The organism is Sphingomonas sp. P4_G2, from assembly GCF_056401155.1.
This window is the reverse complement of sequence record NZ_JBFUJY010000002.1, coordinates 449574-470846: the sequence shown is the minus strand read 5'-3', so window position 1 is coordinate 470846 and position 21273 is coordinate 449574. Positions and strand designations below refer to the sequence as shown.

The window sequence follows — 21273 nt, the reverse complement described above, 5'->3', positions numbered from 1 at the left end:
GACGATGCTTGACCTGCCTAGCCACCGCGCCACAAGGGGCTGATGGCTTCCCGACCTGTTCCAAACGATGCACGCGCCCCCGGTCAGCGCCAAGCGCTGATCGTCGCGGCGACGTGCGGTGCGGGGGCGGCGCTGATCGCGCTGATGACTCTCCACAATTTCGCCATTGCAGGGGGATTCGCGGCCGCCATGCTGTTGCTGGTCGGCGCCGTTATCGTCTGGTCGCGGTTCGCGCCGGCGGCGTCCGACATACCCGGCGAAACCGACTGGAGCGTGGCGCGCGCGCTCGCGGCGGCAAGCGACGATGCGATCGCCGTGACCGACCGGGCTGGGCGGCTCATTTGCGCCAATGAGCGCTATCGCGCGCGCTTTGCCGGCTATCCGACGCCTCCGGGCCTGCCGCTCGACGACAATGGCCCGGGCGAGCTGGCGGCGGCGGGGCGCATCGCCTGGCGCGACGGGTCGGCCGAGCTCGACCGCATCACCACGCGCGGCGCGCCGCTCGCGGTGGCGATCGAGCGCGCGGGCGAGGGCGAGGACATGCTGGTCTGGCGCTTTCATGAGGCGCGGGGGCTCGATCTCGCCACCAATGTGCAATCGATCATCGCCGGGCCTAGCGGCGACCGGCTGGCCGCGGCCGGTATCATGGCCGCGTTGATCGCGCCCGATGGCCGCCTGCTCGCCGCCAATCGCGTGCTGCGCGAGCGGTCAATGGGGCACGAGGAAAGCGTCGTCGTCGGCCGCGACTTCGCGCGCTTCCTGATCGCCGACGACAAAGGCCAGGTGCGATTCGAGCGCGAGGGCCCGCGCGGCGCCCCGCTCCGCATCCTGCAGATCCCGTTCCTCGACGGAGAGGATGCGCCGATCCTGGTCGTGTTGCTCGACGAGGAGGAGCATGGCCAGCCGGCGATCGGCGGATCGGCTGCGGCGCATGTCAAAAGCCTGATCTCGCTGCTTCCGGTCGGGCTCGCCTTGGTCGATCGCGACGGGCGCTTCGTCCAGATGAACGATCCGTTCGTCCGCGCGGCACAAGTGGATCAGGCGCAGCCGCCGCTTTATCCCGGCGACCTGGTGGTGCGTGAGGACAAGGCCGCGGTGGCCGATGCGATCCGCCGCTTCGCCAATGGCGCGACCCATTCGATGGACATGGCGATCCGCCTGAAGGACCATCCCGACGAACCGGTCGCGCTGACCATCGCCGGCGCGCGCGGGCTGGGCGATGCCGCCGTGCTGCTGAGCCTCAAGGATAATGGCGAAGAGACCCGGCTCAAGCGCGAAGTCGCGCAGGCGACCAAGATGCAGGCCGTCGGCCAGCTCGCCGGTGGCGTCGCGCACGATTTCAACAATATCCTGACCGCGATCATCGGCCATTGCGACCTGATGCTGATGCGCCATTCGCCCGGCGACAGCGATTATGACGACATTCAGCAGATCAAGGCGAACTCCAACCGGGCAGCCAGCCTGACGCGCCAATTGCTGGCCTTTTCGCGCCAGCAGACGTTGCGGCCGCAAGTGCTGCAGCTGCCCGATGTGATCTCGGAAGTATCGCAATTGCTCAAGCGCCTGCTCGGCGAGACGGTGAAGCTCGAAGTGCGGCACGGACGCAACCTGGGGGCGGTGCGCGCCGACCCCGGACAACTCGAGCAGGTCGTCGTCAATCTGGCGGTCAATGCGCGCGATGCGATGCTGTCCAAGGATCCCAATGGCGGCGGAACGCTGACCATTACTTCCCGGGCGGTCAGCGCGGCGGAGGTCCGCAAGATGGGATCCGACATCCTGCCAATCGCCGATTATTCGGCGCTGGAGATGAGCGACACCGGCACCGGCATCCCACCCGAAATCCTCGGCAAGATCTTCGAGCCGTTCTTCACCACCAAGGAAATCGGCAAGGGAACCGGGCTGGGTCTGTCGACCGTCTATGGCATCGTCAAACAGTCGGGCGGCTATATCTTCGCCGATTCCAAACCGGGCCAGGGCGCGACCTTCTCGATCTATTTTCCCGTCCACGCCGCCGAGGCGCCCAAGATCGCCAAGGTCGCCGCCAAGGAAAAGCCGGTCGATCTGTGGGGAACCGGCTTGATCCTGCTGGTCGAGGATGAAGATATGGTCCGGGCAGTCGCCGAGCGCGCGCTGACGCGGCAGGGCTATACCGTGCTGACCGCCGAGAATGGCGAAGCGGCGCTCGAATTGCTGGCGCGAGGTGAAAAGCCGGATCTGCTTATTTCTGACGTCGTGATGCCGTCGATGGACGGCCCGACGATGGTGCGCCACGCCCGCGAGCGCTATCCCGATCTGCCGATCTTGTTCATGTCGGGCTATGCCGAGGAACAGCTGCGAAAGTCGATCGACCTCGACAACGTAGCGTTCCTGCCCAAGCCCTTTTCAGTGCAGCAACTCGCCGAAGCGGCGCGCGACATGCTGACCTCGTCCGTGGTCGAGCAATGACCCGACGTCGCGTGATCGTCGCCGCGGTGGCGGTGATAATCATTCTCGTCATCGCCATCGGCCTGTTTCGGATCAGCCGGGCATTGTGCTTTCAGTTGGTCGGCACGCCGATCTGCCACGTCGATACGCACGAGAAGCTGGTCGCGTTGACCTTTGACGACGGCCCCACGCCGGACGGCGTGACCTATATCCTGAACACGCTCAAACCCTATGATGCGCATGCCACCTTCTTCCTGATCGGCGAAGAGATGGTCAGGCATCCGGGCGAGGCCCGGCGGCTGCTGGCGGCCGGGCAGGAAGTGGGCAACCATAGCTATAGCCACAGTCGCATGTGGGGATTTTTCCCCGGCGGCTATGTCGAAGAGATCCGCAAGACCGACGCGCTATTGCGCGCCGAAGGCGCCCGGCCGACCCTTTTCCGCCCGCCTTTCGGCAAGAAGCTCACGGGACTGCCGATGGCGGTCGAGCAGACGGGATATCGCATGGTTACCTGGGACATCGCCGATCCCGACAGCGCGCACGACCCCCGCGCCTATGCCGATCGCGTGCTGGGTCAGGTCAAGCCAGGTTCGATCATCCTGGTCCACGCAATGTACCAATCGCGAGGGACCGCGCGGGACGCGCTGCCGCTGATCCTGGCCGGACTACGCGAGCGAGGCTATCGCGCGGTCTCAGTGGGCGAATTGCTCCATCATGGTGCGCCGGGCATGGCGTCCGGCAGCGGCGGAGACTAAGGCGAGTCATGGCATCGCCGCAGCGTATCCTTATCGTCGAGGACGAACCCCTGATCGCCATGATGCTCGAGGATTTCCTCGAGGCATTGAACAAGACGCATATCGCAACGTGCGACAGTGTGACGGCCGCGCTTGCCGTGATCGACGCCGAACGTCCCGATGCGGCGATCCTGGACATCAATCTGTCGGGCGGCGAGAAAAGCTGGCCAGTTGCCGACGCGCTGGCGGCGCGCAACATTCCCTTCGTCCTGTCGACCGGCGGTGGGGAAGACACGCCGGCCCATGCCGCTCGCCCGCGGCTAGTGAAGCCTTACACGATGGAAAACGTCGCCAAGGCGCTCGCGGAACTCTGACCGCGGCGGTCGCGCTGTCGACGATCGTCGATCAGGCGATCCGGTCGGGCACTTCCGCCGCATCGGCATCGAGCGAGGCCTGCGGTGCGACCGCTTCCCAGGGGAAGACGAACCAGTCCTTGCGCTCGTCACGGTCGATCACCTCGGCACGATAATCGACTTGTTCGCGCGACCGTTTGTTGTCGAGCAGGGTCGCGAAGCGGACATGGTCGCGCGCTGCGCCCGCGGTGGCCAATGCGGCGCGCAATTTGCCGATCGTCGCGCCCGTATCGTTGATATCATCGACGAACAGCAGCCGCTCGCCGTCGCGGGTGCGCGCCGCCAGTTTGATCAGCGGCGCGTCGGAAAAATCCTCGACGCGCGACGAATGGTCGACCGACAACATCGGCAGGCCAGTCGCGTGGCTGAGATAGACTGCCGGCGCCAGCCCGCCACGCCCGATCCCGATGATGAAGCTCGGCGTCCAGCCGCTGTCGATGATGTCGGCGGCAAGCACCTTCACTTGCGCTTCGAACGCATCGTGCGGGATCGGCGTGAAGGTCGGCATCAGCTGTGCTCCGCTACATAGGCGTCGAGCGCGGTGGTGTGGCGAGCGACATCGTCATCACTCAGGAACGACCCGAGGAACGAATTACGCGCGAGGGTGACGAGTTGATCCTTGCCAAGCCCGCGCGCCGCCGCCGCTTGGCGATAATTCTCGCCGATATAGCCGCCGAAATAGGCGGGATCGTCCGAATTTATCGTCGCGCGCAGCCCGAGGTCGAGCATCCGGTCGATCGGATGGGCGTCCATCGAGGCGACGTTGCACAATTTGACGTTGGATAATGGACAGACGGTCAGCGTCATCCCGGTCCGCGCCAGCCGGGCGGTCAGCACGGGATCTTCCAGGCTGCGATTGCCATGGTCGAGCCGGTCGATCGCGAGCAGGTCGAGTGCCTGATGGACGTAATCGGGCGGGCCTTCCTCGCCGGCATGGGCGACCAGCTTAAGGCCCTTTTCGCGCGCCGCCGCGAACACCCGCGCGAACTTTTCGGGCGGATGGCCGACTTCCGACGAATCGAGTCCGACCCCGGCAATGCGATCGAGCCAGGGTTCGGCCTGGCCAAGCGTTTCGAACGCCGCCTCCTCGCTCAAGTGGCGTAGGAAGCAGAGGATCAGTTTCGACGTCAGGCCATGTCTTGCCTCCGCCTCCGCCATTCCCGCGAGCAGTCCCTCGATCACGGTGCCAAAGGGGATGCCGCGATCGGTGTGCGTCTGGGGGTCGAAGAAGATTTCGGCATGGACCACGCCGTCCGCCGCCGCGCGATCAAAATAGGCGAGGGCGAGATCGCGGAAATCCGCTTCGGTGCGGAGCACGTTGGCGCCGGCATAATAGATGTCGAGAAAGTCCTGCAGGTTGGAAAAGCTGTAGGCGGCGCGCACTTCTTCGATCGATTTGAACGGAATCTCGACCTGGTTGCGCTCTGCCAAGGAGAACATCAGCTCGGGCTCCAGGCTGCCCTCTATGTGAAGGTGGAGCTCGGCCTTGGGCAGGCCGGTGATAAAGGCGTCGAGGTCGCTCTGCATAAGCAAACCATGAAGCGGGGCAGGGGCTCGGGCAAGAAATATCGGGAAAGCGCCGTTTCGGTGCGAAAAAAGTTCATGTTCCACTATTGTTCCATGAGAACAAATACGATACATGCTCTCCAACACGATTGAACGCCGGTGCTAACCCGGCTAGCGCGGAGGCCTTATCAATGGCAGCTTCTCTGAAAGTTATCGACGGCATGGCATCGCAAAATACCGACCGGCAAAAAGCACTCGAAGCTGCGCTGGCTCAGATCGATCGCGCGTTCGGCAAGGGCTCGGCGATGCGGCTGGGATCCAAAGAGACGATGCAGGTCGAATCGATCTCGACCGGCAGCTTGGGCCTCGACATCGCGCTCGGCGTCGGCGGCTTGCCGCGCGGCCGCGTGATCGAAGTGTACGGACCGGAAAGCTCGGGCAAGACGACGCTCGCGCTTCATGTCATCGCCGAAGCCCAGCGTGGCGGCGGGACGGCGGCGTTCGTCGATGCCGAGCACGCGCTCGACCCTGTCTATGCCAAGAAACTGGGCGTCAATATCGACGAGTTGATCGTGTCGCAGCCCGATACCGGAGAGCAGGCGCTCGAGATCGTCGATACGCTGGTGCGATCGAACGCGATCGACGTGCTGGTGGTCGACTCGGTCGCAGCGTTGGTGCCGCGCGCCGAAATCGAGGGTGAGATGGGCGACAGCCATGTTGGCTTGCAGGCCCGCTTGATGTCGCAGTCGCTGCGCAAGCTGACCGGATCGATCAGCCGCTCGCGCTGCATGGTGATCTTCATCAACCAGCTGCGCATGAAGATTGGCGTGATGTACGGCAATCCGGAGACGACGACGGGCGGCAACGCGCTCAAATTCTACGCCTCGGTCCGCCTCGACATCCGCCGCACCGGCCAGATCAAGGATCGCGACGATATCGTCGGCAACACCACCCGGGTGAAGGTCGTCAAGAACAAGGTCGCGCCACCGTTCAAGCAGGTCGAATTCGACATCATGTACGGCGAGGGCATTTCCAAGATCGGCGAAATCCTCGATCTCGGCGTCAAGGCCGGGCTGGTCGAGAAGTCGGGTGCTTGGTTCAGCTACGACTCGATCCGCATCGGCCAGGGCCGCGAGAACTCGAAGAATTACCTCAAGGAAAACCCCGACGTCGCCGAGCGGCTCGAACGCGCCATCCGCAATCGTACGGCAGAAGTTGCCGAAGAGATGATGGTCGGCGGCCTGGACGACGACAGCGGCGACGACGAACTCTGATACGACTTTCGAGGCAGCGCGGAAAAAATTTGCTGCAATGCAACCAACTCGCAGTTGTTTCGTTACCGGCACAACCCCCAGCGGCGATTCCCCCCTCCGCCGCAACTCCCGGAAAGGCCCGCCCACGTTGGCGGGCCTTTCATATTTGGGCTTCCGCTTGCCGATATTGTTGGGCTCTCCACTGTTGCGGTGCATAGAGCGCCGCGGATGATCCATCGCTGCGGCAGGTGGGGATCAAAACGGGAGAGTCGAATGACATTGGCGTATGATTGGGCGGGGCGGGTCGGCGATACCTGGGCGGACGAATGGCGCCGCACCGATCTGAGCTTCGCCAATTTATCGCCCCATCTGAACGCAGCGATTCTCGACGCTGCGCCGGAGACCGGCACTGCGGTCGATATAGGGTGCGGCGCTGGCGGTACGGCGATCGCGCTGGCGGCTGCTCGCCTCGCTCTAACGGTGCTCGGGATCGATCTTTCGCGGAACCTCGTCGAGACAGCGCGGGGGCGAGGAGCAGCTTATCCCAACCTCCGCTTCGAGGTCGGAGACGCAAGCGAGTTGGGCGACATCACCGCCGACCTTCTGTTCTCGCGGCATGGCGTGATGTTCTTCGATGATCCAATTGCCGCCTTCGCCAGGCTGCGGTGTGCGGTAACGGCCGACGCGCATCTGGTCTTCTCCTGCTTTCGCGACGTGACGCACAATCCATGGGCGATCGAGACCGCGACTGCGGTGACCGGCGCGGCGCCGCAAAAACCCGGAACATCGCCGGGGCCCTTCGCCTTCTCGGACGCCGATCGTGTCCGCGCCATTCTGCAAGCGAGCGGTTGGACCGGCGATGCGCAGCCGGTCGATTATTCGTATCGGGCAGGCGAGGGGGGCCACGCAGTCGACGAGGCGCTCGCCTTTTTCAGCCGGATCGGACCCGCGGCAGCTCAGCTTCGCGGGCTCGATGACGCGGCTCGGGAAGCCGGTCGCGAGCGGTTGCGCGATGCGCTGGCGACGCGCCTCCGCAACGACACGGTGGATTTCCCCGCCTCGGCTTGGATATGGTCGTGCCGGCCCGTCTGAGAATTTCATAAATAAGGCCGGGAGGAACATCGTGACGCTGATCGTCCATCATCTCAACAATTCGCGGTCGCAGCGCATCCTATGGATGCTCGAGGAACTCGGGCTACCTTATGAGATCAAATATTATCAGCGCGACGCGAAGACGATGCTCGCGCCGCCGGCGCTGCGCAAGGTTCACCCGCTCGGCAAGTCGCCCGTGCTCGAGGATGACGGTCGGATGGTCGTCGAGACCGGGGCGATCTGCGAATATCTGGTCGAGAAAGGCGATGGTCGGCTGGGGCCGCCCGCGCATCGCGACGACGTGCTGCGCTATCGCCAGTTCCTGCACTATGCCGAAGGATCGATGATGCCGCCGTTGCTGGTGATGCTCGTGGTAAACCGCATTCCGGTGATGGGCAAGACCGCGGCGAAGCGTATCCAGCCGATGATCGACGTCCATCTCGATTATGTCGAAAGCGAATTGGCGCAACGGCCCTGGTTCGCCGGCGACGAGATGACCGCCGCCGACATCATGATGAGTTTTCCGCTCGAAGCGGCACGAAGCCGGGCAGGACTTGGCCCATCACGCCCCGCGACGATCGCCTGGCTCGACAAGGTGCATGCGCGCCCGGCCTATCAGGTGGCGCTCGAAAAGGGCGGTCCTTACGCCTACGCCTGAGTGCTTAACGCTCGCCGCTCAGCCCGTGGCTGGGCGCGTGCGGTGGCTCGATCTCGGCGGGCTTTTCGGGATCGAGCGCGCCTTCCCAACGCGCCACCACGCTTGCCGCGATCGCGTTGCCGACGACGTTGGTCGCCGACCGTCCCATGTCGAGGAAGTGATCGACCGCGAGCACGAGCAATATCCCTGCCTCGGGCAGTTTGAACTGATTCAGCGTCGCGGCGATGACCACAAGGCTGGCGCGCGGGACGCCGGCAATCCCCTTCGACGTGATCATCAACGTCAACAGCATGAAGATTTGCGTACCGAGATCGAGCTGGATGCCATAGGCCTGCGCGATGAACAGCGAGGCGAAGGTCATGTACATCATCGAGCCGTCGAGATTGAACGAATAGCCCAGCGGCAACACGAAGCTCGAAATCCGTGACGGCACGCCAAACCGGTCGAGTGCCTCCAGCGTGCGCGGGAAGGCGGCCTCGGAAGACGCTGCGGAGAACGCGACCAGCACCGGCTCGCGGATATAACGGAACAGCGACACCGAACGGCGTCCGACGAACAGCCAGGCGAGCAGGCCCAGCATGATCCAGAGCAATGCCAGGCCGATATAGACGCACAGCATGAAATAGCCGAGCTTGCCGATCACTTCCGGCCCACGCTCGACCAGCGCATTTGCCACCGCCGCGAACACCGCGAGGGGTGCGAGGCGCATCACATAATCGGTGATCTGCAGCATGACCTTGGTCAGCGCCTCGGCCGCCTTGACCAGCGGCGCGGCGCGCTCGCCGACCGCAGTGATCGCGACGCCGAAGAACACCGAGAAGATCACGATCTGAAGGATGTCGTTCTGCGCCATGGCATCGACGATCGAGCTGGGAAAGATGTGGCCGATGATCTGGATCGGGTCGAACTTGCTCTTGTCGATGTCGGTTGCGGCGTTGATCGCCGGCAGCGGCATGTTGAGCCCGGCACCCGGCTGGAGGATGTGGACGAGGACCAAGCCAAGGGTGAGCGACAACAGGCTAGCGCAGACGAACCAGCCGAGCGATTTCAACCCCACCCGGCCTAGCGCTCCAGTGTCGCCCATATGCGCGATCCCGACCACCAGGGTGCCGAACACCAACGGCGCGATGATCATCTTGATCAGCTTGAGGAAGATCGTGGTGATCAGGCCCAGCCATTTGGCGATGGTCGCCAGCGTGGCGGCTTGATCGGGCGTGGGATGACTGCCGCCGAAGGCAGCATTCGTGACCCAGCCCACAATCAGGCCCAGCACCAAGGCGATCAAGATGTAGGTCGTCAGGCGCTTGGCCAAAATAACTCTCCCCATTTTGGTGACGCAGGGAAAGGGGATTGCGAGGCCGCGGTCAAGAACCCTATCGTTACAGCCATGCCCAATTCCCACTTTTTACCCGGCCGCCGCGCGGTACTCGCTGCTGCTGCCGCCGCTCCCTTGTTCGTCTCTGGCGCGGCCCGTGCCGCCGAGCCCGATCTGTCCGAGTTGCAGGACATGACGATGGGCGCGGTCGCGATTGGCGCCGACGAGCGCCGCCGCCGGCTCGACCGCGCACAGGCGCTGATGAAGCAACACGGCATCGGCGCGGTATTGATCGAGCCGGGATCGTCCTTGCTCTATTTCACTGGCATCCGCTGGGGTCGCAGCGAGCGCGCCTTGCTCGCCGTGCTGCCGGTCGAGGGCGAGCCATGCATCATCTCGCCCTATTTCGAGGAACCGCGGATGCGCGAGACACTTGCCATCCCCGCCGAGGTGCGGGTGTGGCAGGAGGACGAGGATCCGCTCAAGGTCGTCGCCGGTTTGCTCAAGGATCGCAAGCTCGCCGCGCGCCCGGTTGGAATCGAGGAAACCGTTCGCTTCTTCATCCCCGACATGCTCGCGCACGCTATGCCCGGCGCGAAGATCGTCTCGGCCAACCCGGTCGTGCGCGGCTGCCGCATGATCAAGACGCCGGCCGAACTCGCGCTGATGCAGCTCGCCACCGATGTGACGATCGCGGCCTATCGCTGGACCCATAAGCGGGTCGAAAAGGGCATGACCGGGCGTGATATCGGCGCGATCATGGACGCCGCGACGCGCAAGCTGGGCGGCAGCCCGGAGTTCAGCCTGGTGCTGATCGGCGAGGCCGCGGCCTATCCGCATGGCACGCAAGCGGTGCACAAGGTCGATGCCGGCCAGATCGTGTTGATGGATTGCGGCTGTACCGTGCAGGGCTATCAATCCGACGTCTCGCGCACCTTCGTCTACGGGGCGGTCAGTAAGGAGCAGCGCCTGGTCTGGAACCAGGTCCATCAGGGCCAGCAGACCGCGCTCGCCGCAGCGCGGCTCGGCGTGCCGGCGGGCAGTGTCGATGTCGCGATCCGCAAGCTCTATGAGAGTTTCGGCTATGGCCCGGGCTACAAGCTTCCCGGCTGTTCGCACCGCACCGGGCACGGCATCGGGCTCGACGGACACGAGCCGGTCAATCTGGTGCGCGGCGAAACGACCCCGCTCGCGCCGGGCATGTGCTTCTCCAACGAACCTGGCATCTACATCCCGGGCAAGTTCGGCGTGCGGCTGGAGGATTGCTTCCACATGACCGACACCGGGCCGAAATGGTTCAGCGAGCCGCCTGTCTCGATCGACATGCCGTTCCGGTAGTCATACGGGCGGCGGCAGCCACCTGCTCGCGACCTTAATTCCCTCGCCCGCTTGCGGGAGAGGGAGGGGCCCGCCGCGAAGCGGTGGGAAGGTGAGGGTCTTCTTTCTTCTTTTTTGGCTCCAACCGCCTGGAAGAAGAAAGAAGACCCTCACCCAACCTGCACCGGGTGAACAGCGCCCCGCGCTGTTCAGGTCATGCCGGGGGCATGACCGACCCGGCGCACCCGCAAGCGGGAGAGGGCAAACTCAGCCGCAGCTGAAACTCTTTACCCGGTTCTTCTCGTCGACATTGACGTTGAGACGACCGTTCAGATATTCCATCGTCACCATTTGGCCCGGTCGCAGCACGCGTGTAACCGATGCGCCCGACCGCCGCTTGGCGCGGTTGACTAACGAGGGTGTAGCGATGTGCCCGACCAGATTTCCAAGACCCTTGGCCGAACATTCGCCAGTCGGCACGCCGGGCAGCGGTGCGACCGGCGCGCACGCAGCCACCGCAAACATGGTGAGGGCAAAAGCGACGATCAGGCTCTTCTTCATTGCGCATCCTCCGTCCGGGTCATGCGAAGCTTGCCGTTCTTGACCGCGAACGCCAACCGGCCTTCGACCAGGTCGAGCGCATCGCGGCCGAACTGATCGAAGCGCCAGCCGGTCAGGATCGACAGCCCGTCGCGTTGCCCGGCTGCCAGCGCTTCCAGTTCCTCCGACCGCGCGAGCAGCCGGGATGCGACATCGATATCGCGCGAGCGGATCTTGAGCAGCAATTTGAGCAGATCGGCGACCAGCGATCCTTCCTTGCCGAGGCCGGGCTTGCGGTCGTCGCGCGGCGGCATTTCGTCATTGGTCATCGGCTTGGCATCGTCGAGCGCCGCCATCAGCCGCGCGCCGATATCGTTGCCCGCCCAGGTAGCGGATAGCCCGCGCACGCGTGCCAGATCGGCCTGTTTGCGCGGCGGATGGCTGGCGAGGTCGGCGAGCGTCTCATCCTTGACGATGCGACCGCGCGGCAAGTTCTTGCCCCGCGCTTCCATCTCGCGCCAGCGCGCCAGCGACTTCAGCCGGCCAAGCACGTCGGGTTTGCGCCCGGCAATGCGCACGCGCTTCCACGCGAGGTCGGGATCGTTGGCATAATTGGCCGGGTCCGCCAGCCGCTCCATTTCCTGGTCGAGCCAGGCGCCGCGGCCGGTCTTGCGCAGCTTGTCGAGCATGCGGGGGAATATTTCCGCGAGATGCGTCACGTCAGCGATCGCATAGACGATCTGGCGTTCCTCGAGCGGGCGGCGCCCCCAGTCGGTGAACCGCGCGCCCTTGTCGACCTGAATCCCCAGCCAGCTGTCGACCAGGTTGGAATAGCCGATCTGCTCGCCTTGCCCGAGCGCCATCGCCGCGATCTGCGTATCGAACAGCGGGTGCGGCGTCTTGGCAGTGAGATTGTAGATGATCTCGATGTCCTGCCCGCCGGCATGGAACACCTTGAGCACGTCCTCATTGTCGACCAGCAGGTCGAGCAGGGGCTTGAGGTCGATGCCCGGAGTCATCGGATCGATCGCCGCCGCCTCGTTGGCGTCGGCGATCTGGATCAGGCAAAGCTCCGGCCAGAACGTGCTTTCGCGCATGAACTCGGTGTCGACGCAGACGAAGTTCGATTGAGAGATTCGCGCGCAGAGATTGGCGAGGGCGGCGTTATCCTCGATCAGGCCATGGATATGCATCTTGACCCCATAGCGAGGCTCGCGCGCTTGACAAAGGCCTGTGTGAAGGGAATGCGCGCGGCTTTCCATCAACCGTCATCCCAGCGAACGCTGGGATCTCGTGCCACACCCGTTTCGCTCGTGGCCTGAGACCCCAGCTTTCGCTGGGGCGACGTAGTCAGAGATTACGCCATGCACGCCTATCGTACGCACAATTGCGCCGCACTGACTGCCGCCAATGTCGGCCAGGACGTCCGCCTGTCGGGCTGGGTGCATCGCAAGCGCGACCATGGCGGCGTGCTGTTCGTCGATCTGCGCGACCATTACGGCATTACCCAGGTCGTCGCCGACAGCGATTCGCCGGCCTTGCCGATCCTGGAAGGTCTGCGCGCGGAATCGGTCGTGACGATCGACGGCGTGGTCAAGGCGCGCGCCGAGGGTACCGCCAATCCGAACCTGGCGACCGGCGAGATCGAAGTGTTCGCCCGCGCCGTGACGGTCCAGTCGGCTGCCGCTGAACTGCCGATGCCGGTCGCCGGCGAGGCCGACTATCCCGAGGACATCCGCCTTCGCTATCGTTTCCTCGATCTGCGTCGCGAGCGGCTCCACAACAACATCGTGCTGCGCTCGAACGTGATTTCGAGCCTACGCCGCCGAATGATCGATCAGGGCTTCACCGAGTTCCAGACGCCGATCCTGACCGCGTCGAGCCCGGAAGGCGCACGCGACTATCTGGTGCCGAGCCGCGTCCATCCGGGCAAGTTCTACGCGCTTCCCCAGGCGCCGCAGATGTTCAAGCAATTGCTGATGGTCGCCGGCTTCGACCGCTATTTCCAGATCGCGCCGTGTTTCCGCGACGAGGACGCGCGCGCCGACCGCAGCCCGGGTGAATTCTACCAGCTCGATTTCGAGATGAGCTACGTCACCCAGGACGACGTGTTCGCCGCAATCGAGCCGGTGCTGCACGGCGTGTTCGAAGAATTCGCCAACTGGCAGGGCAAGGGCCGCACCGTCAGCCCGCTGCCGTTCAAGCGCATTCCGTACAAGGAATCGATGCTGAAATACGGCAACGACAAGCCCGATTTGCGCAACCCGATCCTGATCACCGACGTGTCCGAGCTGTTCAGGGGTTCGGGCTTCGGCCGCTTCGCTTCGATCGTCGAGGCGGGCGACGTCGTCCGCGCCATTCCGGCGCCCGGTACGGCGGAAAAGAGCCGCAAATTCTTCGATGACATGAACAGCTGGGCACAGTCGGAAGGCTTTGCCGGTCTCGGCTATGCGACACGCAAGGGCGGCGTATTCGGCGGGCCGATCGCCAATAATCATGGTGAGGAAGGCATGGTGAAGATCGCCGAGGCGTTGGGGCTCGGCCCCGACGACGGCGTGTTCTTCGCCGCCGGCAAGGAAGCGCAGGCGGCCAAGCTCGCCGGCCTGGCGCGCACCCGCGTTGCTGAGCAGCTGGAGCTGATCGACGACAAAAGGTTCGAATTCTGCTGGATCGTCGACTTCCCGATGTTCGAATATGACGCGGACGCCAAGAAGGTCGATTTCAGCCACAACCCGTTCTCGATGCCGCAGGGTGAGTTGGAGGCGCTGGAAACCAAGGATCCGCTCGATATCCTGGCGTTCCAGTACGACATCGTCTGCAACGGCGTGGAACTGTCGTCGGGCGCGATCCGGAACCACCGGCCCGAGATCATGTACAAGGCGTTCGAGATCGCCGGCTACACCCAGCAGGATGTCGACACCAATTTCGCCGGCATGATCAACGCCTTCAAGTTCGGCGCGCCGCCGCACGGCGGGTCGGCGCCGGGCGTCGACCGCATCGTCATGCTGCTGGCCGACGAGCCCAATATCCGCGAAGTCATCGTTTTCCCGATGACGCAAAAGGCCGAGGATCTGATGATGGGCGCGCCCAACTTCGCCACCGCGAAGCAGTTGCGCGAACTCAATATCCGCCTGGTCGACCAGCCGAGCGCCTCCAAGGCTTCGCCGGTCACCGAGGCGGTGGATCCGGCTGCGGGCTGAGCGCGCGACAACCCAGCGTTTCCGATCATCCGCTTTCCGCGCCGGCGTCCCTCTCCTAGGGTCGTGCCCGGATAGACGGAGATCGGACGATGAAGATCGCAATATTGGGAGCGACGGGCAGGGCGGGGTCGGAGATCGCCGCCGAACTCGCGCGGCGTGGCCATGACGTCTTGGCGATCTCGCGGAAACCGGGTCCGGCCGCCGATCATGTCACGCCGCTGGCGCTCGACGCGAGCGATTCGGCGGCGTTGACCACCGCGTTGCGGGGCCAGGATGCCGTCGTCAGCGCGATGCGCTTCGCCGATACCGACGCGCAGGCGCTGATCGCCGCCGTCACGGCGTCGGGCGTTCCGCGCTTCCTCGTCGTGGGCGGCGCGGCCGGCCTGAAGACCGGCGACGGCAAGCGCTTGTTCGACTCGCCCCATTTTCCCGACGCTTATCGTGCCGAGGCGGGGGCGGGGATCGCGTTCCTCGATGCGCTCAAGGCCAGCGCCGGTCCCGATTGGACGTTTCTCTCACCTGCCATGGTGTTCGACACTGGCCCGCGGACGGGGACGTATCGCACCGGCAAGGACGACCTGCTGACCGACAAGGACGGCAACAGCTTTATCAGCTTCGTCGATTATGCGATCGCCATGGCCGACGAGATCGAGAGGCCCCGGCATCATCGTGAGCGTTTCGCCGTCGCATCCTGAACGCCGCTCGACGGAGGCGGTTCGGCGGGGCTAGAACGGCCGCATGACGATCGATCTCAAGGATTTCGAGAAAGGCGAGAAATATGCCGGCGACTATGCCGACGATCTCGCCAAGGTGCAGAAGCGACTGGCGCATATTCAGGTCGCGCACATCCTGCACAAGCGCCGCGCGGTCGTGCTGCTCGAAGGCTGGGACGCGGCGGGCAAAGGCGGGATCATCCAGCGCCTGACCGCCGAATGGGACCCGCGCAATTTCCAGGTCTGGCCGACCAAGGCACCGACCGCGGAGGAGCTGGCGCGCCACTTCCTTTGGCGTTTCTGGCGACGCCTGCCCGGAGACGGCAATATCGGCGTGTTTGACCGCTCCTGGTATGGCCGCGTGCTGGTCGAGCGGGTCGAGAATTTCGCGACCGAGGCGCAATGGCGCCGCGGCTATGACGAGATCAACGAGTTCGAGGCGCAGCAATCCGATTCGGGCACCACGATCGTCAAACTGTTCGTCCATGTGACGCAGGAGGAACAGGACGAGCGGCTGAAGGCGCGGCTCGAACATCCCTGGAAGCGCTGGAAGACCGGCGCCGAGGACTATCGCAACCGCGACAAGCGAGACGACTATCTCGACGCGATGGCGGAGATGTTCCGCCGCACCGACACGCGCTGGGCACCGTGGATCGCGATCGACGGCAATGACAAGCAATCGGCACGCATCGCCGCGCTCGACGCCATTGCCGACCGGCTGGAAGCGCACGTCCCGATGGACCCGCCACCGCTCGACCCGGAACTTGAGAAGCTGGCGCGCAAGGCTTTGGGGATCTGAAATCACCCGGTTCACGCGGCGGCATGTCGGCGTTACCATGGCGCATGTTCGACCGCATCTTCCTGAGCCACCCCCGCAGCATCGGCGAATCCTATCCCGAGCATGCCGCGACCGCGTTCAGCTTCGGCCTCCGGATGATCGGAGGCGGGTGCGCCTGCCTGATCCATGGGATCGTGCCGGCGCTGTTCACCCGCACCGCGAGTAACACCGTCAAGGCGCTCTATGGGCGCATGAAGTCGCGTCAGCCCGCTTATCAGCAACGGCCGCCGGCCTTTACCGAGCCCGATTGGCAGCTCGAATACGAGATCTGACATGATCCGCCACGTCGCCATTGTCGGCGCGGGCTTTTCGGGCACATTGCAGGCGATCAACCTGCTGCGCCACGACGGTCCCAGCGCAACGCTGATCGAACGCGCGCCCGTGCCGGGGGAGGGGCTGGCTTACGGTGCGGCCTATCCCGACCATGTACTCAACGTGCGCGCCGCCAATATGAGCGCGCTGCCCGACGATCCCGATCATTTCGTCCGCTGGCTCGCCGAGAATGGCGAGGGCGACGCTGGCGCGACCTTCGTCCAGCGCGTCACTTATGGGACCTATTTGCGTGACCTGCTGGCAAGGGCGCTGGCCAGTGGCGGCGACCGCCTGAAGGTCGTGCACGGCGATGTCACCGATGTGGTGCGATCGGGCGACGGCGCGCGCGTTTCGCTGGCCGATGGCGCGACGATCGCCGCCGACACAGCGGTGCTCGCGGTAGGCAACCTGCCGCCGCACGATCCGCCTGGCTTTGCCGGAGCCGGCCTGTCGGACGAGCGCTACAAGAGCGATCCCTGGGATCGCAGCGTGCCGCTCGGGCTCAGCGACGACGACACGGTGCTGTTGATCGGTACCGGGCTGACGATGGTCGACATCGCGCTGCTGCTCGACTCAAGTGGGTTCAAGGGACGGATCGTCGCGCTGTCACGGCGCGGGCTGGTGCCGCATCGCCACGATTCGCCCGGCCCGATGGTCCCCAAGCTCGCCGAGCGTCCGGTCGCGCCGCCGTCCGACCTGGTCCGCAGGGTCCGCGAGCGCGGCGATGCGATCGGATGGCGCAATGCGGTCGACGAGTTGCGCCCTTATACTCAGGCGATGTGGGCGAATGGCAGCGATGCCGATCGTGCGCGTTTCCTCCGCCACCTTCGTCCCTGGTGGGACGTGCACCGCCACCGCCTGGCGCCGAGCGTCGCCGATCGCCTGGCCGCGATGCAGGCGCGCGGGCAACTGGAGATCGTTGCCGGCAAGACGATCTCGGCGGTCGAGGATGCCGGCGGCATCGACGTGAGCTGGCGTCGCCGCGGCAGCGACTCGCCCGAAACGCTGACCGCGCAGCGCATCATCAACTGCACCGGCCCGCAAGGCGATCTGACCCGCACGACCGAGCCGTTGCTCGCGACGTTGCAGCAGCGCGGCGTGATCAGACCCGATCCCGCGCATCTCGGGCTCGACGTCGATTCGCGCGCGCAAACGATTGCCGCCGACGGCACCAGCAACGACTGGCTCTATGCGCTTGGGCCGATGACGCGCGGCGCCTTCTGGGAAATCGTCGCGGTGCCTGACATCCGGCAGCAGACCTGGAACCTCGCGCGGCGCCTGTCCAACGCGCAATGGGTCGGCTGGGAAGGGCTCTGACGACCCTCACTCCTTATTAACTGCGCGCAATTAAGCCCTTGGCGAGAAAGGGCAAAGCGTGGGACGAATTCTTTTCGCCATCGGTTTCTGGGCATTGGCTATCTGGCTTGCCTCGTCTCAATACGGCCTCGGGGTCGCAATCCCGCTATCAATCCTACTCGGCGCCGTCGGGCTGAAATTCTTCGCGGCCGGCTTGACGGTGCGGATGTTCCTCACCGTCGTTGCGATATTCTGGGGGCTCATGGTCATCTCGACTTTCGTCGAGGGCGTGCGCTTGTTTCGTCGTGACTTGCTCGATCAGGCGAGCCGCCAATGGACGGTCAGCGTGTCACTGATCGGGCTCGCGATAACATTCGTCGTCGCGATCCAGTCTGCGGAGCGCAACTGGGATCACTACCGGCAAGGTATTGCGATCGGAAATGCCGCCGCGGGCTGACCTTGATCGTCAGGCGGGTGCGAAGCTGCCCTCGTCGTCCATGACGTGGAGCACGCCGTCGGCGATCGCAAAATAGGCGCCGCGCAGCTTGAGCGTGCCTGCCGCCTCGCGCTCGGGAATACACGGGAAAGTCCGCAGGTTGCGCAGCGATACTCGCACCGTTTCCAGCTCGAGCGCACGGATCGCCTCGGGTCCGGTGCCGTATTCCGCGACGATGCGGTCGCGCGCCTCATCCAGCATGTCGACCCAATGGTCGATAAAGCCGCCTGCTCCGGGAGGAGCGCCCGCAAATGCCTTCGACAACGCCGCGGCGACGCCGCCGCATGAGCCGTGGCCGAGCACGACGACTTCCTCGACTTCCAATTGGGTCACCGCGAATTCGAGCGCGGCCGACACGCCATGGCGCCCGCCGCCGAGCTCGAACGGTGGGACGAGGTTGGCGATGTTGCGGACCGAAAAGATTTCCCCGGGCGAGGCATCGAAAATCTGCGCCGGATCGACTCGGCTATCCGAACAGGCAATGACCATCACGCGCGGGCTCTGTGCCTCGCGCAATTGGGCCCAGCGCTCGTGCTGGCGGGACCAGCCATTCTCGCGAAAACGACGATATCCGGTGATGAGGTCTGCGAAGTCGGCCATGCGCGGCCTTTGCCAAGATGACGAGGGGGTGGCAAGCGCGCGCCGGCATCGCTATCTGCGCGGTTATGAACGAGATCACCTCCGTCGCGCGCGAGCCGCGCCAGCGCAAGCCCGACTGGATCCGCGTCAAGGCGCCGACTTCGGCCGGTTTCGCCGAGACGCGTGCGCTGATGCGCGCGAAGAGCCTGACGACGGTGTGCGAGGAAGCGGCCTGTCCCAATATCGGCGAGTGCTGGTCGAAGAAGCACGCCACGGTGATGATCCTGGGCGATACGTGCACGCGCGCCTGCGCCTTTTGCAACGTCAAGACCGGCATGCCGCGCGCCGTCGACCCGATGGAGCCGCAAAACGTCGCCGATGCGGCGGCACAGATGGGGTTGCAGCATATCGTGGTGACTTCGGTCGACCGCGACGACCTTCCCGATGGCGGCGCCAAACAGTTCGTCCGGGTGATCGAGGCGATCCGCAAGGCCAATCCGACTACGACGATCGAGATCCTGACGCCCGATTTCCGCAACAAGCATGAAGCGGCGGTCGAGGCGATCGTCGCGGCACGCCCGGACGTCTACAATCATAATCTCGAAACCGTGCCGCGGCTCTACCCGACGATACGCCCTGGCGCGCGTTATTATGCGTCGTTGCGCCTGCTCGAGTCGGTCAAGAAGCTCGATCCGTCGATCTTCACCAAGTCGGGCGTCATGCTCGGACTGGGCGAGGAGCGGCTCGAGGTTCACCAGGTGATGGACGACATGCGCTCGGCCGATGTCGATTTCCTGACCATGGGGCAATATCTCCAGCCGACGCCGCGCCACACCAAGGTGATGGATTTCGTCACGCCCCAGGCGTTCGACGCTTATGCCGCGATCGCGCGTGCCAAAGGGTTTCTGCTGGTCGCCTCGTCGCCACTGACGCGGTCGAGCTACCATGCCGGCGACGATTTCGCGAAGATGAAGGCGAACCGCGACGCGAAACTCTCATCCGTCGCCCCAGCGAAAGCTGGGGTATCAGGCGATTGAGACCGACACCGCTCAAGATGCCAGCTTACGCTGGCATGACGGATAAGGCTAATGCCGCGGCACACTGAAACCCGCTTCCTTCCCTATACACCCGAACAGATGTTCGACCTGGTGGCCGATGTCGGTCGCTATGCGGAGTTCCTGCCCTGGGTCAGCGCGGTCAGGTTGCGTAGCGATACGCCGACCGAGATGGTCGCAGACCTGATTGTCGGGTTCAAAGGGCTACGCGAGACCTTCACGTCGAAGGTGAAGAAGGAGCGGCCGACCACGATCCATGTCGATTATATCGACGGTCCGCTCAAATATCTCAGCAACGACTGGCATTTTCGCGCCGCGCCGGGTGGCTGTGAGGTCGATTTCTCGGTCGACTTCGCCTTCAGGAACCGGGTGTTCGAGATGCTCGCGGGGCAGGTCTTCGCGTCGGCGCTAACCCGGATGACCAGCGCGTTCGAGATGCGCGCCGCCCAGCTCTACGGTGCGGGCACGTCCGATCCGCGCGGCATCAGCAATTCGAGCGCGACCAGCGCCGCCTGAAGCCTGACTCCGCCGCGGCCGAGATCGCCGAAATCCTTGCGGTCGGCGACGACATCCGACGGATCGGCGTCGCGCTCGGCGCGCGCGAACACCACGGTGCCGACCGGTTTCTTCTCGCTGCCACCGCCAGGCCCGGCAATGCCGGTAATCGCCACGGCGAGATCGGCGTCGGTCGCTTCCAGCGCGCCCTGCGCCATCGACCAGGCGGTCGCGATCGACACCGCGCCGAACGTGTCGAGCACGTCATGGCTGACGCGGAGCATATCCACCTTCGACTCGTTCGAATAGGTCACGAACCCGCCGAGCAGAACTTCCGACGACCCGGGAATCTCGGTGATCGCAGCGGCGACCAACCCCCCGGTGCAGCTCTCCGCGAGCGCAAATTTGCGGCCGAGCGCCTTGTTGGCCTCGACGACCTTGCGCGCCAGGGTAACGAGCTCGACGGGCAGGACGGTGTCGATGCTCACGGGCGGATCGCTGCCGGCGCCGCAGCAGCCGGGCAGATCGAGAACGGGCTGTCCTTCTTATCCTTGCCGCCGGCGACCGACGCCAACAGCACGATCAGACCGGCGGTATTGGCGGGCGGCAGCGGCGACATCAGGTTAATCGCGCGGTCGATCGTCGGGCAATCCCGCGGTTTGATGTCCTGGGCAATCGCGCCTCCGATCATCGGCCCCATCATCGGACGAAGCAATTTGGGATCGATCCCTGCCATATCCTTGCCCCCGATCTTGCCAAACGCGGCCATCGCTTGCGGCCAGGCGAGATCCGCCGGCGCCTGGTAGCGCGCGACAAGCGGGGGCAGGCCGCCACGCAGCGTCGCGTTCTCGGGCAGTACAGTGCTGCAGGTCCGGCCGAGCTGCTGGAACACGTCCGGCAGCACCGCGGTGATCAGTGATTGCGCCTCCGCCTCGGTCAGGCAGGGCTGCGCCGCCTCGGCCGTCGCCTGCGCGGTCGTCGCCGTCATGCCCATCCACAGCGCGATAGCCGCGCCCGTCAACATCTTCATTGCCTGT

Annotated in this window: 23 protein-coding genes; 15 read left to right on the top strand and 8 right to left on the bottom strand. The window is 64.7% G+C overall.

All coding sequences use genetic code 11. The annotated features are described in order from the left end of the window. The first annotated feature begins 42 nt into the window (after positions 1–42). The 3 genes from AC1DRD_RS07740 to AC1DRD_RS07730 are packed head-to-tail and all read left to right on the top strand — an operon-like array spanning position 43 to position 3532. Positions 43–2445 (top strand): hybrid sensor histidine kinase/response regulator, encoded by a 2403-nt coding sequence (locus tag AC1DRD_RS07740; protein WP_478040933.1) that lies wholly within the window; start codon positions 43–45, stop codon positions 2443–2445. Then, a complete protein-coding gene (locus AC1DRD_RS07735; protein ID WP_478040932.1) occupies positions 2442–3179 on the top strand; it encodes a polysaccharide deacetylase family protein in 738 nt (245 codons plus the stop codon). Before AC1DRD_RS07740 ends, AC1DRD_RS07735 begins: the two co-directional genes overlap by 4 nt. An 8-nt stretch (positions 3180–3187) precedes the next feature. Continuing rightward, positions 3188–3532, top strand: coding sequence for a response regulator (locus AC1DRD_RS07730; RefSeq protein ID WP_478030160.1), 345 nt, complete (start codon positions 3188–3190; stop codon positions 3530–3532). Positions 3533–3563: 31 nt separating this feature from the next. On the opposite strand, the gene AC1DRD_RS07725 is transcribed toward AC1DRD_RS07730, so the two are convergent. Both AC1DRD_RS07725 and AC1DRD_RS07720 read right to left on the bottom strand, forming a co-directional pair. Beyond that, on the bottom strand, positions 3564–4079 hold the full coding sequence (locus tag AC1DRD_RS07725) for a phosphoribosyltransferase (RefSeq protein ID WP_478030159.1): 516 nt from the start codon (positions 4077–4079) through the stop codon (positions 3564–3566). After that, positions 4079–5098: an adenosine deaminase gene (locus tag AC1DRD_RS07720; RefSeq protein ID WP_478040931.1), complete on the bottom strand. Its 1020-nt coding sequence runs from the start codon at positions 5096–5098 to the stop codon at positions 4079–4081. The genes AC1DRD_RS07725 and AC1DRD_RS07720 overlap by 1 nt, the downstream gene beginning before the upstream one ends. 170 nt (positions 5099–5268) lie before the next feature. On the opposite strand from AC1DRD_RS07720, the gene recA reads away from it, so the two are divergent. The 3 genes from recA to AC1DRD_RS07705 all read left to right on the top strand — a co-directional run bounded on the left by recA (position 5269) and on the right by AC1DRD_RS07705 (position 8080). Further along, positions 5269–6351: a recombinase RecA gene (gene recA / locus AC1DRD_RS07715; protein WP_478030157.1), complete on the top strand. Its 1083-nt coding sequence runs from the start codon at positions 5269–5271 to the stop codon at positions 6349–6351. Between the two features lie 252 nt (positions 6352–6603). Further along, on the top strand, positions 6604–7422 hold the full coding sequence (locus tag AC1DRD_RS07710; protein WP_478040930.1) for a class I SAM-dependent methyltransferase: 819 nt from the start codon (positions 6604–6606) through the stop codon (positions 7420–7422). A 31-nt stretch (positions 7423–7453) separates the two neighbouring features. Next, positions 7454–8080 carry a glutathione S-transferase family protein gene (locus tag AC1DRD_RS07705; RefSeq protein ID WP_478040929.1) on the top strand — a complete coding sequence of 209 codons (627 nt, stop codon included), beginning with the start codon at positions 7454–7456 and terminating at the stop codon, positions 8078–8080. A gap of 4 nt (positions 8081–8084) precedes the next feature. On the opposite strand, the gene AC1DRD_RS07700 is transcribed toward AC1DRD_RS07705, so the two are convergent. Then, positions 8085–9392, bottom strand: a complete 1308-nt coding sequence (locus tag AC1DRD_RS07700) for a dicarboxylate/amino acid:cation symporter (RefSeq protein ID WP_478030154.1) — start codon at positions 9390–9392, stop codon at positions 8085–8087. Positions 9393–9467: 75 nt separating this feature from the next. Between AC1DRD_RS07700 and AC1DRD_RS07695 the strand changes: the two genes are divergently transcribed. Further along, positions 9468–10733 (top strand): M24 family metallopeptidase, encoded by a 1266-nt coding sequence (locus AC1DRD_RS07695; RefSeq protein WP_478040928.1) that lies wholly within the window; start codon positions 9468–9470, stop codon positions 10731–10733. 246 nt (positions 10734–10979) lie between these two features. Here AC1DRD_RS07695 and AC1DRD_RS07690 read toward each other — a convergent pair whose 3' ends face one another. Both AC1DRD_RS07690 and rnd read right to left on the bottom strand, forming a co-directional pair. Next, positions 10980–11273 (bottom strand): I78 family peptidase inhibitor, encoded by a 294-nt coding sequence (locus tag AC1DRD_RS07690; RefSeq protein WP_478040927.1) that lies wholly within the window; start codon positions 11271–11273, stop codon positions 10980–10982. Beyond that, a complete protein-coding gene (gene rnd / locus AC1DRD_RS07685; RefSeq protein ID WP_478040926.1) occupies positions 11270–12445 on the bottom strand; it encodes a ribonuclease D in 1176 nt (391 codons plus the stop codon). Before rnd ends, AC1DRD_RS07690 begins: the two co-directional genes overlap by 4 nt. 171 nt (positions 12446–12616) lie before the next feature. Between rnd and aspS the strand changes: the two genes are divergently transcribed. The 6 genes from aspS (at position 12617) to AC1DRD_RS07655 (ending at position 18068) form a co-directional block, all read left to right on the top strand. After that, complete coding sequence (gene aspS / locus AC1DRD_RS07680) at positions 12617–14452, top strand: aspartate--tRNA ligase (protein ID WP_478040925.1); 1836 nt, start codon at positions 12617–12619, stop codon at positions 14450–14452. 89 nt (positions 14453–14541) lie between these two features. Next, positions 14542–15147: an NAD(P)-dependent oxidoreductase gene (locus AC1DRD_RS07675; protein ID WP_478040924.1), complete on the top strand. Its 606-nt coding sequence runs from the start codon at positions 14542–14544 to the stop codon at positions 15145–15147. Between the two features lie 43 nt (positions 15148–15190). Continuing rightward, positions 15191–15964 carry a polyphosphate kinase 2 family protein gene (locus AC1DRD_RS07670; protein WP_478030148.1) on the top strand — a complete coding sequence of 258 codons (774 nt, stop codon included), beginning with the start codon at positions 15191–15193 and terminating at the stop codon, positions 15962–15964. Positions 15965–15987: 23 nt separating this feature from the next. Next, a complete protein-coding gene (locus AC1DRD_RS07665; protein WP_478040923.1) occupies positions 15988–16275 on the top strand; it encodes a DUF6356 family protein in 288 nt (95 codons plus the stop codon). 1 nt (position 16276) lies between these two features. Further along, complete coding sequence (locus AC1DRD_RS07660; RefSeq protein WP_478040922.1) at positions 16277–17632, top strand: FAD/NAD(P)-binding protein; 1356 nt, start codon at positions 16277–16279, stop codon at positions 17630–17632. A 58-nt stretch (positions 17633–17690) separates the two neighbouring features. Continuing rightward, a complete protein-coding gene (locus tag AC1DRD_RS07655; protein ID WP_478040921.1) occupies positions 17691–18068 on the top strand; it encodes a hypothetical protein in 378 nt (125 codons plus the stop codon). Between the two features lie 9 nt (positions 18069–18077). Here AC1DRD_RS07655 and AC1DRD_RS07650 read toward each other — a convergent pair whose 3' ends face one another. Further along, the gene (locus AC1DRD_RS07650) at positions 18078–18707 is read right to left on the bottom strand and encodes a carbonic anhydrase (protein ID WP_478040920.1); all 630 of its coding nucleotides are present in this window, start codon (positions 18705–18707) and stop codon (positions 18078–18080) included. 65 nt (positions 18708–18772) lie between these two features. On the opposite strand from AC1DRD_RS07650, the gene lipA reads away from it, so the two are divergent. Continuing rightward, positions 18773–19723: a lipoyl synthase gene (gene lipA / locus AC1DRD_RS07645; RefSeq protein ID WP_478040919.1), complete on the top strand. Its 951-nt coding sequence runs from the start codon at positions 18773–18775 to the stop codon at positions 19721–19723. Positions 19724–19774: 51 nt separating this feature from the next. Beyond that, positions 19775–20257 (top strand): type II toxin-antitoxin system RatA family toxin, encoded by a 483-nt coding sequence (locus tag AC1DRD_RS07640; RefSeq protein WP_478030143.1) that lies wholly within the window; start codon positions 19775–19777, stop codon positions 20255–20257. Here the strand turns inward: AC1DRD_RS07640 and AC1DRD_RS07635 are convergent. Then, the gene (locus AC1DRD_RS07635; RefSeq protein WP_478030142.1) at positions 20194–20724 is read right to left on the bottom strand and encodes a CinA family protein; all 531 of its coding nucleotides are present in this window, start codon (positions 20722–20724) and stop codon (positions 20194–20196) included. The genes AC1DRD_RS07640 and AC1DRD_RS07635 overlap by 64 nt on opposite strands. Further along, positions 20721–21266, bottom strand: a complete 546-nt coding sequence (locus tag AC1DRD_RS07630) for a hypothetical protein (protein ID WP_478030141.1) — start codon at positions 21264–21266, stop codon at positions 20721–20723. Before AC1DRD_RS07630 ends, AC1DRD_RS07635 begins: the two co-directional genes overlap by 4 nt. Between the last annotated feature and the right edge of the window lie 7 nt (positions 21267–21273).

Bases quoted from the DNA above. Each gene is read 5' to 3' on its own strand.
- AC1DRD_RS07740 (WP_478040933.1), top strand. From the start codon at position 43: ATGGCTTCCCGACCTGTTCCAAACGATGCACGCGCCCCCGGTCAGCGC.
- AC1DRD_RS07735 (WP_478040932.1), top strand. From the start codon at position 2,442: ATGACCCGACGTCGCGTGATCGTCGCCGCGGTGGCGGTGATAATCATT.
- AC1DRD_RS07730 (WP_478030160.1), top strand. From the start codon at position 3,188: ATGGCATCGCCGCAGCGTATCCTTATCGTCGAGGACGAACCCCTGATC.
- AC1DRD_RS07725 (WP_478030159.1), bottom strand. From the start codon at position 4,079: ATGCCGACCTTCACGCCGATCCCGCACGATGCGTTCGAAGCGCAAGTG.
- AC1DRD_RS07720 (WP_478040931.1), bottom strand. From the start codon at position 5,098: ATGCAGAGCGACCTCGACGCCTTTATCACCGGCCTGCCCAAGGCCGAG.
- recA (WP_478030157.1), top strand. From the start codon at position 5,269: ATGGCAGCTTCTCTGAAAGTTATCGACGGCATGGCATCGCAAAATACC.
- AC1DRD_RS07710 (WP_478040930.1), top strand. From the start codon at position 6,604: ATGACATTGGCGTATGATTGGGCGGGGCGGGTCGGCGATACCTGGGCG.
- AC1DRD_RS07695 (WP_478040928.1), top strand. From the start codon at position 9,468: ATGCCCAATTCCCACTTTTTACCCGGCCGCCGCGCGGTACTCGCTGCT.
- AC1DRD_RS07690 (WP_478040927.1), bottom strand. From the start codon at position 11,273: ATGAAGAAGAGCCTGATCGTCGCTTTTGCCCTCACCATGTTTGCGGTG.
- rnd (WP_478040926.1), bottom strand. From the start codon at position 12,445: ATGCATATCCATGGCCTGATCGAGGATAACGCCGCCCTCGCCAATCTC.
- aspS (WP_478040925.1), top strand. From the start codon at position 12,617: ATGCACGCCTATCGTACGCACAATTGCGCCGCACTGACTGCCGCCAAT.
- AC1DRD_RS07675 (WP_478040924.1), top strand. From the start codon at position 14,542: ATGAAGATCGCAATATTGGGAGCGACGGGCAGGGCGGGGTCGGAGATC.
- AC1DRD_RS07670 (WP_478030148.1), top strand. From the start codon at position 15,191: ATGACGATCGATCTCAAGGATTTCGAGAAAGGCGAGAAATATGCCGGC.
- AC1DRD_RS07665 (WP_478040923.1), top strand. From the start codon at position 15,988: ATGTCGGCGTTACCATGGCGCATGTTCGACCGCATCTTCCTGAGCCAC.
- AC1DRD_RS07660 (WP_478040922.1), top strand. From the start codon at position 16,277: ATGATCCGCCACGTCGCCATTGTCGGCGCGGGCTTTTCGGGCACATTG.
- AC1DRD_RS07650 (WP_478040920.1), bottom strand. From the start codon at position 18,707: ATGGCCGACTTCGCAGACCTCATCACCGGATATCGTCGTTTTCGCGAG.
- lipA (WP_478040919.1), top strand. From the start codon at position 18,773: ATGAACGAGATCACCTCCGTCGCGCGCGAGCCGCGCCAGCGCAAGCCC.
- AC1DRD_RS07640 (WP_478030143.1), top strand. From the start codon at position 19,775: ATGCCGCGGCACACTGAAACCCGCTTCCTTCCCTATACACCCGAACAG.
- AC1DRD_RS07630 (WP_478030141.1), bottom strand. From the start codon at position 21,266: ATGAAGATGTTGACGGGCGCGGCTATCGCGCTGTGGATGGGCATGACG.